The organism is Sporomusa sp. KB1 (assembly GCF_007830295.1).
Classification (GTDB): domain Bacteria; phylum Bacillota; class Negativicutes; order Sporomusales; family Sporomusaceae; genus Sporomusa.
Map to the genome: position 1 here is coordinate 4,686,820 of NZ_VLKC01000002.1, position 12,743 is coordinate 4,699,562.

Sequence of the window (12,743 nt, forward strand, 5' to 3'; positions counted from 1 at the left end):
CTTATGAGCAGGAACTGCGCGAACTTTAGCTCTCGATTAAAGGAGAGTAGGAAGAACGTGGTGATGGGTAGCGAGTGTATATAAATGGGTTACATATGAGGAGGAGAAAGGTTGAAAAAAAGCAGGAAAAGAAATTGGCAGAAAAAATTAGCAGTACCTGTAGCCTTATGTTGTTTGGCGTGGCCGTTACAAGCAGGGGCCGAAGAAGCTAATCCGGAGTATTCGTTTGACGAAGTAACTGTCACTGCCATGCGCTATGCAGCGAAAGATTTGGATACGCCGGCAGATGTCGCTGTATACACCAATGAGCAACTGAAAGCTACCGGAGCTACTAATATAGTTGAAGCCTTAAAATATAAGGAAGGCATTATCTATCACTCTATGGGATCACAAGGGCAGTCCTGGGGTAATATGACCAGCCAGATCATCATTCGCGGCGTAGACAACGGTACATTGGTAATGATCAATGGCGTTCCTGCCAATTTGAATGGCAAATATAATTTAGAGCAGATTCCCGTAGACTCAGTGGAACGGGTGGAGATTGTTAAAGGCGGCGGCTCGGTGCTATATGGCAGTGAGGCCTTTGGCGGAGTGATCAATATTATTACCAAAACAAAAGTAGACAACACGGTGACTGTATCAGGTGGCACCAACCAACAGAATCATGCATTATCCTTTCAGGCGGGAAAGGCAAGTTTTAACTATAATTATGGCAAGACAACAGAAGGCGGTACGGTGACTGCCACCAAATCCAGCACAACACTGGGGACAACAAAAACTCCCGTATACTATAAAATTGCTTTTGGTGACAGTAACCGGAATAGCCTTATTTGGAATTATAAGTTTAATGATAATTTAAATTTTAGTTATATGTATGGAGCTGATGATTACCATATCCTGTACCGGCAAACTAGTACCAATAGCATCCTACAGGATTCGCATTATGAAAATGACAAGCATATGGCACAATTGGAATACAAAAAAGATGATTTGACCAGCAAACTATATTTCAATAAGCAGAAGTTGGACTATACTACGTTGGAAACCGCTCGTCCGTCTATTCTGGCCTGGACAAAAGCAGAAAATACAGTGTTGGGTTTGGATACACAAAAAGCCTGGGAAGTAGGTAAAGGAAAATTATTAGCCGGATTTACTTATCAGGATGAGGGTTTTGAGCAAACCCAGCAGGCCTTTACCGGTTCCGCATCAAGCCGGAAACTGGCGGCAGTTAGAGCAACCGGATCAATTAACCGGGATCATTATGCCGTGTATAGTCAATGGGACACGCCGCTGAGCGATAAAACCCGGATGATCCTTAGTGCCCGTGAAGATGTCGTAGATACTGATGATGAGCGATTTACCGCCTTTTGTCCCCAGTTTCAGACAATAACAAAGATTGACGAGCATAGTTCCTGGTATACCAATATTGGCAAATCGTTTAATATGCCGAACTTTACATCACTGTACTACACTTCGGGGTTATTTGTCGGCAATCCGGATTTGAAGCCGGAAAAAGGCATGAACTACGAAATCGGCTATAAAGCGGAACAGGGAAGCAGTAGTTGGAAGCTTGCCTTATTCAAATTGGATATTGATGACAAGATTGAATGGAAAACTTTGTCTGACGGTGTTACCAGACAAGCCCAAAACCTATCCGGGTTTCGTAATTCAGGTATAGAAGTCAGTTACAACAATAAACTTAGTGACAAATTTTCCTATACTGTTGGCGGCAGCTACGGCAATCCTGAGTCCCAAAGCAGCGGCAGCGATACCTGGGAAAAAACATTAGGGCGCATACAACTGTCCGGAGCTTTAAATTATAAATGCGGTCCGACAGCTGCTGCTTTAAGTGCTACCTATTTTGCTGATCGCAGTGATGAAGGTGAGGATATCTCTCCATTTTTCCCAGTGGCATTACATGTCACGCACGATTTGAGCAAAATGTACACACTGACATTTGACGTTGAAAATCTACTGGATCGCAAAGATGTCAGCAATAACAGTTCAACCTCGGCTTACTATACATTGCCGCGTTCATATAAACTGGGAGTCACTGCCCGTTTCTAACAAAATTCCCGCAGGATTGAATTCTCTCTGCTGCTGATGTGCCGGGATATTCATCTGGGCCAAAACCAGAGCGCATATTATTGGGTAAAGAGGTTTACAAACATGATTCAGATGGCAAATTTGGTCAAAAAATTTGGTGAGCGTATTGCGGTTGACGGAATCTCGCTTACTATCGAGCAAGGAGCGATCTTTGGCCTGTTGGGGCCGAATGGGGCAGGTAAAACGACCATGATTCGAATGCTGACAATGCTGACCCGGCCTACAGCCGGAATGCTAAGCATAAATGGTTGGCAGCTGCCGCAGGATGAGCAAAAAATCAAGCAAATACTTGGCATTGTACCCCAGCATTTTAATCTTGACGCAGATTTGACAGCCCAGGAAAACCTGGAGTTGCACGGCAGGCTGCAGCATATTCCCCGTGTAAAGCGCAGGCAACGTATTCTTGAACTCCTGGAATATGTAGAACTTGCCGAACGCGCCGATGATAAGGTACAGAACCTTTCCGGCGGCATGAAACGGCGGCTGATGATTGCCAGGGCGCTCTTGCATGAGCCACAGGTCTTATTTCTTGATGAACCGACAGTCGGCCTTGATCCCCAAGTCCGACGGCGGCTATGGGATTTGATCAGACGTATGGCTGCTGACAAGCTCACAGTTATGCTGACAACTCATTACATTGAAGAAGCCGAGTTTTTGTGCGGGCGGGTGGCCATTTTGGAAAAGGGCAGACTGATTGCCTTACACAGTCCGGCAGAATTGTGTCAGCGTCTAGGTGTGTATGTTGTGGAGTGGAATGTTGATGAAGGCCGTCAGACTAAGTTCTTTCACAGCCGGGGAGAAGCGGCCTCATTTGCCGGTACGCTGACAATGACAACTACCATTCGGCGTACCAATCTGGAAGATGTTTTTGTAGAATTAACAGGCAGAAAGGTGGTGGACTAATGTTACAGGATATTGCAACTGTATTTTGGCGGGATTGGGTTGTTTTGCACCGACGGCTGGGAACTTTTATTCTTTCGCGCATGATCACGCCAATTTTGTACTTGGTGGCATTTGGCTGGGGAGTGGGTCGGAGTGTACAGGTTAGCCAAGGCAATTACCTGGATTATATTGTGCCAGGCATTCTTGCTCTTAATTCTATGAATATTAGCTTTAACTCAGTAGCCTCGCCGCTCAATATGAGCCGGTTATACCATAAAACACTGGAAGAATATTTGGTTGCCCCGATTAGTTCGCTATCATTTATTATTGGCAAGGTATTGGCAGGAACCTTACGCGGTATGATTTCATCAGTGATTATTATTCTCTTGGCCTATGTATTTGGCGCTAAATTTCAGCTGACCATGCTATTTTGGCTTGTTATCATCTTAAATTGTCTCGTCTTTTCGAGTTTAGGCTTTGTGGCGGCGATGCTTATTAATTCCCATGAAGATATGGGGAACTTTAGTACCTATGTGCTGCTGCCAATGTCATTTTTATGTGCAACCTTTTTCAGTATCGACAAATTGCCGGCTATTGTCCGGTGGGTGCTTGAGCTTTTGCCGCTGACACATGCCAGCCATGCCCTTAGGGCTATCGGCAGCGGCGGCGAGCCGGCAGGTCTGTCTTGGCTTGTTATGCTGGGGTATATCGTAGTGTTGTTAGCCACTAGTATTTGGACCATGGAAAAGGTACGCAAGTAAGAGATAGTAACGAAGGAAAAATGTCTATAAAGCGACTAATGAACAAGGACATTTGGATACAAGGAGTGTACTTCATGAAAAAATTGGTAACCAAAAAAGAGTTAGCACGAAAAATCGCAATTGGAATGTTAGCGCCGACTACCGTTATGTTATTGGCAGGTACGGTAAGCGCGGCAGAAGAAGATGCCTTTAACTTAGATCCAATTGTAGTAACTGCCCAGCGGTATGCCACCAAGGATTTAGATACGCCAGCGGCAATCAGTGTGTATACTCAGGAAGAATTAAAGGCAACCGGAGCAACCAGTGTGATTGAGGCGCTAAAGTATAGTGAAGGCATTATTTATCATGCCCAGGGGCCGATGGGGAATGCCCAGGGCACAATGACCAGTAAAATTATTATCCGCGGCGTAGAAAAAGGAACATTAGTGTTAATGGATGGCGTACCACTAAATCTGCATGGACGTTATAATTTAGAAGACATCCCGTTGGATGATGTTGAAAAAATTGAAGTGATTCGCGGCGGGGGTTCAGTATTGTATGGTAGTGAAGCAACTGGTGGGGTTATCAATATTATTTCCAAGAGTAAAAAAAGCAATAGTATATCCGCCTCTGTCGGCAATAATGGGACGCAAAATCATAATATAAGCTTCCAGGCGGGTAAATTTGGCATGAATTACTCTATTAATAAAACAGATGAAATTGACCATATATCTGGTGGTTATACCAGAAGCACATCGGCGTCTACAAGTGCTAGCTATGTTCCCAAACGATATTATGATTTCTCCGGTAATGACCGGGAAGCCTTGTCTTGGCGCTATACATTTGATGACAATTGGGATTTCAGTCATTCGTATGGTACGAGTGATTCGACCTATTTCTATCGTCATGCCGAAGCGGCAAATAAAGCGACGGTTGGCAGCCTGAGTTCAGCCAGTAATTTTGATACAACCTATAATCGTATGCAATTAAACTATAAAAAAGATAATGTAAAAGGTACTTTATATTTCAATCAAAAGGAAATGGATAACAATAAAACCGAGTATTGGGCTACTGTAAGTAAAAAATATCAACAACTGACTACACCGAGTATAACCAATGGTACTGACAAAGACCGAACAATTGGCTTAGATGTGCAAAACAGCTGGAAGTTAAAAGCTGATACCTTACTTATCGGTATTAATGCCCAAAGAGAAAGCTATGATGCTAAAGAAAAAGTAGATAGCGGCGACTGGGATACTCGCGCCTTTGACCGTAACGTATATTCTGTTTACGGGCAATATGATCATAAGCTAAATTCTTCGTCAAATATCATCCTGAGTGCCCGCGAAACTTGGACAGGCGGTGCTGTCGATGATAAGGATTATAGTAAATTTACACCACAACTACAATACTTGAAAAAGCTAGGAAATAATACCAGCTTTTATGCTAATGCCGGGATGTCTTTCATGATGCCTACCTTTACTCAGATATACGGTTCAGCTGGCAGGGTAAAAGGCAATCCCAGTGTTAAACCACAGGAAGGGAAACATTATGAAATAGGATTAAAACGGAACACTGCTACTCATGCCTGGCGGTTAGCTGTGTTTAACTATACGATAGATGATAGTATTTCAACGACTTATGTCGAAAGTACAGATACCTTTAACACGACCAATGAAGACATTAAAAATACCGGAATTGAATTATCCTGCAATATTAATAATGGCGGTGGCTGGCATACCAACTGGGGAATTTCCTATAGTAATCCGCAAAAATATGAAACAGATAAAAATGGGGACAGCGAAGGCTGGCATCGCTACTATGGTAAGCTGCAGCTAAACGGGGGAATAAACTATACCAATGAAAAATGGAAGGCGGCACTTACAGCTACCTATTTAGCTTCCCGTGAACGGGATACCGATACTGGCGGCAGCATTAAGCCAATGTTATTAACAGGTGCTAATGTCAGCTATAAATTGGCGGCTGATAGAGAGATCTTTTTAACAGTAGACAATCTATTTGACCGTAAGGATATTACTTCTCATTCCACGTCTGAATACTATACCTTAGGAAGAACCTTCCAGTTAGGTTATAAAATGAGTTTATAGGTTACACGATTATAAACAAGATCTATACTGATGGAGGTTAAGTCATGACCACCACTTCCTTCAAGTGGTGGTTTGTAATTAGCCCTGTAAGGGCTGATTACTTGCTACGCCTAAAAGGCGGGAGGTATCGCAAGCACTGTTACCATCGGCCACTAAAAGAGGCTCTTTAGTTCATTTCTTCTTTCTTAGCTTCTTCCTGTTGTTCTTGTATATATCTCCTTAATTACGCAGGAAACGCTGTATCAGGAATATTTGCAGAATTACGGGATGATGGGCAAGCAGCAGTTTTTAACGTCCCAGCAGCAACTGGACAAGGAGCCGGCACTGATCTGCTCTTGTTGACTGCGGGGAAATATCACATTTCACCTTCTGCAATGACCACCGCCGATCAGGCAACTAGTATTCAAGCCTGGTCCACCCTAGTCGTGAAGATTTTAGCGGACGGAAATGGCTAATAGGTATGAAGGTGGAAAGTGATTATTAAAGTGGGTGAAACATGTGGTTACATATAGGCATATTGTTAAAATTTCATATCCGGTAGTGCTTTCTATGTTATCAATGAACATAATGGTATTTGTTGATAGAACATTTGTGGCGCAATATAATCTTACTCAATTCGCCGCCATGATGCCGGCTGGTTTTTTCGCCATTGCAGTCGCCAATATTTTTACAGGAATTATAGGTTATGTCTCAGTACTTGTTGCACAATACTATGGCGCTGGTAGATATCAGGACTGTGCAGCGTCCATGTGGCAAGGCATATATTTGAGCCTGGTTTTTGTTTTGGCGTTATTTATGCTTTCGCCGTTTTTAGCCAATACATTTCAAATTATGGGCCATACCGGAGATATCTTAAAATACGAAAGGGAATATTTTCGCCTTATTATATTAGCCGAGTGCGTTCAACTTTTTTCTATCGCTTTTTTTGCCTTTTATCGCGGTATTGGCGATACTAGAATCACAATGTATGTTGGTATTGTCACAAATATTGTAAATATAGTGTTGGACTGGCTTTTAGTATTCGGGAAGTATGGTTTACCTGAAATGGGAATGCATGGGTCAGGCATAGCGACAATTATAAGCTGTACGATTGGTCTTATCCTATATGTTTTTCTTTTAACCAAGGAAAAATTTGAGTATCAGTATAATATTTTAAGAATCTACAATATTAATAGATCTTTACTTAATAAATTGTTAAAATTCGGTTTGTTTGCTGGCATACAGTCATTTGTCAATACAGGATATTTCAGCATTCTTCTTCTTATTATAGGCACAACCGGTGAATTTAATTTGACTTGCGCCAATATCTCTTTTGCAGTTGAAGCAATATTTATATTGCCTGTGATTGGCATTACAACCGCAGTGGGTATTATCGTCGGCCAGGAGAGGGGAGCCAACAGGCTGGAGAATATTGCAATAGTCACAAAAAAGGGGATAATGGTTGGACTTTGTTTTATTTTGGTCCTGATTACTTTGTGCTATTTTTTCCCTGGTTTTTTGATTTCATTCTTTAACAGCGAACAAAAACAAGAAAACGTTCTGCTTATAAATAATGCCACCATCCTGCTGGTGAGACTTACATCACTTTGGCTTATATTTGATACGATTCATTTAACTATTGGCAGTGTATTGCAATCATTAGGTGATACCAAGTTTATGATGGTAATCTATGCAATTGTACCGTTTTTGTTTTATGTAATTCTGCCATATGTATTTTGTGTAGTGGCCCAGTTCCCCCTGGTCTGGCTATGGATTACACTGTTAGGATACAGCGTAATTATGACGATATTAGTAACTAATAGATTTCTTAATGGTAAGTGGAAAAGCATTAACGTGATTTAATATTTTGAGGATAAGTCAGGTAGGTTGTATATCTGGCGAAAACCTTACTATTGTAATTTACAAGGGCCAAAAGAAGTCAATGATAATCAAAAAACAGCGGTAACGAAGCGCTCTAATTGTTCGATGGTGGCACAGGGATAGACACCGTTACAGCTTGGCCGGTATTTTTCTATAATACAATCGCTTTGCTGCCATAACTCCTGCTTTACGGGATTGAGCCAATACAAGGCCTTTGCCTGTTCCCGAATTTTATACAAAACTTCACTGCCATCCACCGTATTCCAGTTGTTTTTGGCATCTCCCAAAATCAGGACCGTTGTATTTTTATGTAATACGCCAAGGTGGTGGGTGGTAAACTGATGGATTACATTGCCGTAATGGGAGAAACCGGATAGATTAAACCCCTTTAAACTGCTTATTTTTCTAAAAACACTGTCTATATCCTGGTCTCTGAAATAATCGGTAACCTCCAGCAATTGATCAACAAACAAAAATGAGCGAATCGTTGAATATTGTTTTTGCAAGGCATATACAAACAACAGCATGAAGTAACTAAATTTCCTGACTGAGTTAGACATGTCACATAACAGGCAAATATCAGGTTTTGCTGGTTTTCTCACCAATTTTATCAGTTTCAATGGTATACCACCAGTTTGCATGGCATGTCCTATGCTCTTACTTAGATTAATTTTGCCGTGCTGCGCCGCCTTGCTCCGACGGCCTTTTTTTACGGCCAGTCTCCTTGCCAGCTTGTGCAGTTCACGGGACATGAGAGCAAGATCTGCATCAGCCACGTCCAGGAAATTGAGACACTTTGGGTTGTGCTGTTGCAGCAACCGGCTCAAATAATCCCGGCTCATGATTGTTGCCTGCTGACGCTCAAATTCTTCGACAAGAAAGTTCTCCCATTGATTCAAGCTTTCCTGCGCATTTTGGTAAGCTGCCGGGGTAAGCTTTCCTTGTTTAAGGTACTCTTCAATGGTGTCGGATACTTGAAACCAGCCGCTTTGCAGCTTAAAGCCGGTAACAGCCTCTGATTGATTCTCACAGTACAGATCCAGACTTAATTTATGCCGTTTAACAATGGCATAAATTAAGTCAATATCTTTTTTTAGTACCGTCTCTGTTAATAACGCTATGGAGGCTCCGCTTTGTGTTTGGCCAGAACCTGTTTCGCCGTAGCCTGCTTCCCAGGATGAAAAATTTTGCGGTGATAGTACGCCGGTATGGTCGGTCGCAATCTCGGGGTCCGGCTCCAGAAAAAGTTCAACAAGCTGTTGAATATATCTGGCGCCCCACTCGGTTTTAACTATTGTTGCATTCAGTAGATTATAAACAGCATACTTATTCAGTTTATTTGTTTTTAGCAGGTTCAGAACCTGGATGCTGTCGGCGATTTCACAGGTGCTGACACAAATGCCTGACTTCCTGAGAATCCTGGCCAGATCAAAGATTAGGTAGTCCACGCAACCAGTCCTTTTGATTCATTTTTTCGATAATGTTCAGGCAATCTTCCCGGTACTTCAAAAGGATATTTACAGTGCTGATCACTGTCCCGGCAGAAAGCTCCTGTACACCCAGATGACTTAGTACGGTTACCCAGTCAATGACCTCACTAATGCTTGGATGTTTTTTGCATTTTTCCAGTCTTACCCTCCGGACAAAAGCCACGGCTTGCTTTCCCAGAACATCATTAAGTGTCGGAAAATACAGCTTTAGTATTTCGAGTTCTCTTTGTTCGCTGGGATAATCCAGGTATAGATATAAGCATCTCCGGCGCAAGGCATGACTTAGATTACGGGAATTATTGCTGGTCAGGATGACTGATGGGATACTGGCGGCTGTTACCGTTCCAGTCTCAGGAATAGATATTTGCCAGTCAGAAAGTATTTCCAGCAAGAAGCTTTCGAATTCTTCATCACTTTTATCAATTTCATCAATAAGCAGAACCGAGGGCAGTTTACTGCTGATGGCTTCCAGTAAGGGTCTTGTCAGCAGAAATTCTTTAGCATAGATACTCTGAGTCGTAGCAGACCAATTCGTTGGAGCTGCCCCCTGTGCCTGGATGTATAGCAACTGTTTCTGATAATTCCAGTCATACAAAGCTTTGGCTTCGTCAATTCCCTCATAGCACTGCAGCCGGATCAGTTTTCGGTGCAGATAGTGGCTCCAAGCTTTTGCCAATTCCGTTTTTCCGGCACCTGCCGGTCCCTCTATCAATATTGGTTTGTTTAACAATACCGATATTGATAGAAGCATTGCCGTACTGTCATCGGCAATGTAGCCTTGCTGCTGCAAGCCTTGTTTTAATTCTTCCCAGTCGTTTACGGTCATTTGTTCCATAGTTACCTCTACTCTGTACGCTCTTATGCATGAGATAGCACTATTGTATATTGTGCTCAAATCATGATTCGCTTTTTTACTAGTATAGCAAATTAAATGCCGCTTGACGATTAGAATTGAAAAGTGATTAAAAGCTATACGTTCCGGGGTTTTAGCTAGAATCCCCTAATTTGCGCAAATAAATATATATATCGAATGAGTAATGTCCATCTGCACTTACTAAATATTAAAAAACATTTAGACAATTATACCGATGGCAGTGGTAAGACGATTATACAGGTGTTGATCAAAATGCGTATACCCTGAGGCTGGATAACAAGGTAGGCAATGGTGATTTAATCTGGAGATGACAGATGCGGTAGTGGCTGAGTTAGAGCAGTATGTACTGTCAATCCCGGAAGTGACTTATTGTTTAAGTGATGTAGGGTTGATCAGCAGTAATAAAGCCAAGCTGACCGTGCAGCTTGTTGGTAAAAGAGAACGTAGTCGCAGTGTTTGGCAAATTACTGATGCTACCAGAAGCTTTGCTAAAAATAATCTTTCACAAGCAGCGGTACGAATTTCTGAATCAAAGTCATCAGTAGCCGGTATTTCAACAGGTGGTGGAGAAGAGCACTCCTCACTGCTGATTTATTTGTTGGGATCAGATATGGATAGCTTGATTAAAGCTTCCTATCAAATGCAAAAAAACCTGACCAAGGTTACAGGCATCAAAGATATTCGGAGTAATTACCGGGTAGGGGTTCCTGAATTCAAACTAACAGTGGACCGGGACAGAATGAAATTTTTCAATACCTCGGTGCAGGATGTGTAATTATCCGTTCTATAGAGTAGTCTTTTTTCACCCTGCGAATGATAGGAATGAGAGAGGTTTTTTCACTTTCACCGCCGGAAATAATATTAAAAGCCATGGGAATACCATTTGAGTCCATCAGAAGCCCCATCTGTACAATTGGATCAGGACGGTGTTCTTTGGAAGGACCTTTCTTTCGATGCGCTTAGTAATGGCATATCCGAGATTTTTTCTGGTAGAGGTACTATTTTCAAGGCGGTGCGTTGTATCTAAAGGAGTAAAAATTTTTTAATTAAATATCAGGAATATATTTGAAATTTTTAGTGTCATAGGTTATAATTTATAGCGATAATGATAATCATTATCGCTATAAACAGCTCTGAAATTTACTGCTTATAACCTATTATTTAAATAATATTTTGCGAACAAATGCCGGCGGCAATATCCCAGATAACTTTGCAGGGACTACAGGCTTATCAGCAGGGAGATGATGTGCATGGAGTATTGGAGAATGCTGCTGTGATTACGGCAGCACGGCTCAGAGCCTATCTTAATTATTTGAGTAGTTATCCAGTCCGGACAGCCGATGGCCATTACCGGTGGTGTCGGTGAGGCGTTGGTGGCGACTGCTACCGGCCTAAGTGTTGCCGTACTGGCGTTTGTCGCCAATATTATCTTTACTCAGCGTCTGGATCGCCTGGTTACCGATATGGAACAAACCTGTGCTGTTGTTATCGCTTCTCTGCGAAATTGGCCGGTGCGGAGGCAAAATCATGAGATTGCGTAGCTTGCGGGTGGAAGAGCAGCCACAACTGATGGTTATTCCGATGATTGATATTATACTTTTTTTTGCTGGTTTTTTTCATGATGAGTACATTATACATGGTGGAGCAGCATACTATGCCGGTCAGCCTGCCGCAGGCGACTGCCGTACAGCAGGATACACAGCGCAATATTAATGTTACTGTCACGCAGGATGGGTGGATACTGTTTGAACAGGAAGAACTTCCGCTGGCGCTGATAAAAAAGAGGGTAGGAATGGAAGTCGCCGGTCAGCCTGACAAAGTATTTGTCCTCCAGGCTGATAAACAAGTGGAATATGGTCAGGTTATCAACGTTTTAGATGTACTGAAACTGGCCGGCGCCCGCAAGGTAGCGGTGGCAGCCGAAGTGAAAGCGAGGTAATTGGTATGGTAGTCGGCATGAGTTGGCGGCGGGCAACAGCGATATCTGTTTTTGTTCATTTTTTATTGCTGGCAGGTTCCGGGCATTTGTTCGCCGGCTTATTTCCTGAGACAGTAATCAACGAACAATATATCGAACTGGATTTCCAAAACGAACCGCAGGTGGCGGCCACGGTCGCAAAAAATATACCGGCGCCTGAGGTGCAGCAAACTAATACTCAGCCGGCACTTACCGCCCCAGCAGCGGCACACCAACCCCGGATCACTCCACAGCCGGTTGCTGTCAATCAAGTGTCGGCGGCTTCGGCTCCTGCGCCAACTGAACCTGTTGTTGGCACAGGAGAGGCAGAAGCGGTAACGGCGGCTGCGGACGTCGGGAGCAGCGTACCAAGCGGCAGTCAAAGCGGCGGGATAGCTCCACCCGGTGTACTGAGCAGGGTAGAACCTGTTTATCCGCACGCGGCCCGGCAAGCTGGAATAAATGGAACTGTGGTAGTGAAAGTTCAGGTTTTGGAGAACGGGAATCCAGGGAACATAGTGCTGCTGCGGACATCTGGCAATGATTCTTTGGATGAAGCGGCAATAGATGCCGTACAGCAATGGCGGTTTGTACCGGCTCGCAACCGGGATACCGGGCGGACAGTCGCATGCGTCACCACAATTCCCGTATCTTTTCGTTTAAACGGTTAATCCGGCTAGGTAATCCTTAGCAAAGGAGGTGGGAAATGCACTTTTACCCAAAAGG

General features: G+C 43.1%; 11 protein-coding genes and 1 pseudogene. 10 read left to right on the top strand and 2 right to left on the bottom strand.

Features of this window, described 5'->3' with window-relative positions:
- Nucleotides 1–111 precede the first annotated feature (111 nt).
- From SALPA_RS25725 to SALPA_RS25745, 5 genes are all read left to right on the top strand, one after another.
- On the top strand, nucleotides 112–2,067 hold the full coding sequence (locus SALPA_RS25725; protein WP_145100804.1) for a TonB-dependent siderophore receptor: 1,956 nt from the start codon (nucleotides 112–114) through the stop codon (nucleotides 2,065–2,067).
- A 102-nt stretch (nucleotides 2,068–2,169) separates the two neighbouring features.
- Nucleotides 2,170–3,009 (top strand): ABC transporter ATP-binding protein, encoded by an 840-nt coding sequence (locus SALPA_RS25730; RefSeq protein ID WP_145100807.1) that lies wholly within the window; start codon nucleotides 2,170–2,172, stop codon nucleotides 3,007–3,009.
- Entirely contained in the window at nucleotides 3,009–3,749 is a 741-nt protein-coding gene (locus tag SALPA_RS25735) for an ABC transporter permease (protein WP_145100810.1), read from the top strand. Before SALPA_RS25730 ends, SALPA_RS25735 begins: the two co-directional genes overlap by 1 nt.
- 74 nt (nucleotides 3,750–3,823) lie before the next feature.
- Nucleotides 3,824–5,836 (top strand): TonB-dependent siderophore receptor, encoded by a 2,013-nt coding sequence (locus tag SALPA_RS25740; RefSeq protein WP_186451230.1) that lies wholly within the window; start codon nucleotides 3,824–3,826, stop codon nucleotides 5,834–5,836.
- A gap of 540 nt (nucleotides 5,837–6,376) precedes the next feature.
- On the top strand, nucleotides 6,377–7,678 hold the full coding sequence (locus SALPA_RS25745; RefSeq protein WP_255451457.1) for an MATE family efflux transporter: 1,302 nt from the start codon (nucleotides 6,377–6,379) through the stop codon (nucleotides 7,676–7,678).
- Between the two features lie 86 nt (nucleotides 7,679–7,764).
- Here the strand turns inward: SALPA_RS25745 and SALPA_RS25750 are convergent, their stop codons facing one another.
- Both SALPA_RS25750 and SALPA_RS25755 read right to left on the bottom strand, forming a co-directional pair.
- The gene (locus SALPA_RS25750) at nucleotides 7,765–9,144 is read right to left on the bottom strand and encodes a VWA domain-containing protein (RefSeq protein WP_145100819.1); all 1,380 of its coding nucleotides are present in this window, start codon (nucleotides 9,142–9,144) and stop codon (nucleotides 7,765–7,767) included.
- Nucleotides 9,125–10,021, bottom strand: coding sequence for a MoxR family ATPase (locus SALPA_RS25755; protein ID WP_222428120.1), 897 nt, complete (start codon nucleotides 10,019–10,021; stop codon nucleotides 9,125–9,127). The genes SALPA_RS25750 and SALPA_RS25755 overlap by 20 nt, the downstream gene beginning before the upstream one ends.
- 346 nt (nucleotides 10,022–10,367) lie before the next feature.
- Here SALPA_RS25755 and SALPA_RS25760 point away from each other — a divergent pair, with 346 nt between their 5' ends.
- The 5 genes and pseudogenes from SALPA_RS25760 to SALPA_RS25780 all read left to right on the top strand — a co-directional run bounded on the left by SALPA_RS25760 (nucleotide 10,368) and on the right by SALPA_RS25780 (nucleotide 12,688).
- Nucleotides 10,368–10,835 carry an efflux RND transporter permease subunit gene (locus SALPA_RS25760; RefSeq protein WP_145100821.1) on the top strand — a complete coding sequence of 156 codons (468 nt, stop codon included), beginning with the start codon at nucleotides 10,368–10,370 and terminating at the stop codon, nucleotides 10,833–10,835.
- 435 nt (nucleotides 10,836–11,270) lie between these two features.
- The gene (locus SALPA_RS30615) at nucleotides 11,271–11,426 is read left to right on the top strand and encodes a hypothetical protein (RefSeq protein WP_222428121.1); all 156 of its coding nucleotides are present in this window, start codon (nucleotides 11,271–11,273) and stop codon (nucleotides 11,424–11,426) included.
- Nucleotides 11,401–11,601: a MotA/TolQ/ExbB proton channel family protein gene (locus tag SALPA_RS25770; protein ID WP_145100824.1), complete on the top strand. Its 201-nt coding sequence runs from the start codon at nucleotides 11,401–11,403 to the stop codon at nucleotides 11,599–11,601. The genes SALPA_RS30615 and SALPA_RS25770 overlap by 26 nt, the downstream gene beginning before the upstream one ends.
- Nucleotides 11,588–11,999 (top strand): annotated as a pseudogene (locus SALPA_RS25775) (ExbD/TolR family protein). The gene SALPA_RS25770 and the pseudogene SALPA_RS25775 overlap by 14 nt, the downstream one beginning before the upstream one ends.
- Before the next feature lie 5 nt (nucleotides 12,000–12,004).
- Nucleotides 12,005–12,688 carry an energy transducer TonB gene (locus tag SALPA_RS25780; RefSeq protein ID WP_145100827.1) on the top strand — a complete coding sequence of 228 codons (684 nt, stop codon included), beginning with the start codon at nucleotides 12,005–12,007 and terminating at the stop codon, nucleotides 12,686–12,688.
- The last annotated feature ends 55 nt before the right edge of the window (nucleotides 12,689–12,743 follow it).

What these genes read in the sequence shown, in the direction of transcription:
- SALPA_RS25730 (WP_145100807.1), top strand. Translation starts at nt 2,170, where the DNA reads ATGATTCAGATGGCAAATTTGGTCAAAAAATTTGGTGAGCGTATTGCG.
- SALPA_RS25735 (WP_145100810.1), top strand. Translation starts at nt 3,009, where the DNA reads ATGTTACAGGATATTGCAACTGTATTTTGGCGGGATTGGGTTGTTTTG.
- SALPA_RS25740 (WP_186451230.1), top strand. Translation starts at nt 3,824, where the DNA reads ATGAAAAAATTGGTAACCAAAAAAGAGTTAGCACGAAAAATCGCAATT.
- SALPA_RS25755 (WP_222428120.1), bottom strand. Translation starts at nt 10,021, where the DNA reads ATGGAACAAATGACCGTAAACGACTGGGAAGAATTAAAACAAGGCTTG.
- SALPA_RS25760 (WP_145100821.1), top strand. Translation starts at nt 10,368, where the DNA reads ATGACAGATGCGGTAGTGGCTGAGTTAGAGCAGTATGTACTGTCAATC.
- SALPA_RS25770 (WP_145100824.1), top strand. Translation starts at nt 11,401, where the DNA reads ATGGCCATTACCGGTGGTGTCGGTGAGGCGTTGGTGGCGACTGCTACC.
- SALPA_RS25780 (WP_145100827.1), top strand. Translation starts at nt 12,005, where the DNA reads ATGGTAGTCGGCATGAGTTGGCGGCGGGCAACAGCGATATCTGTTTTT.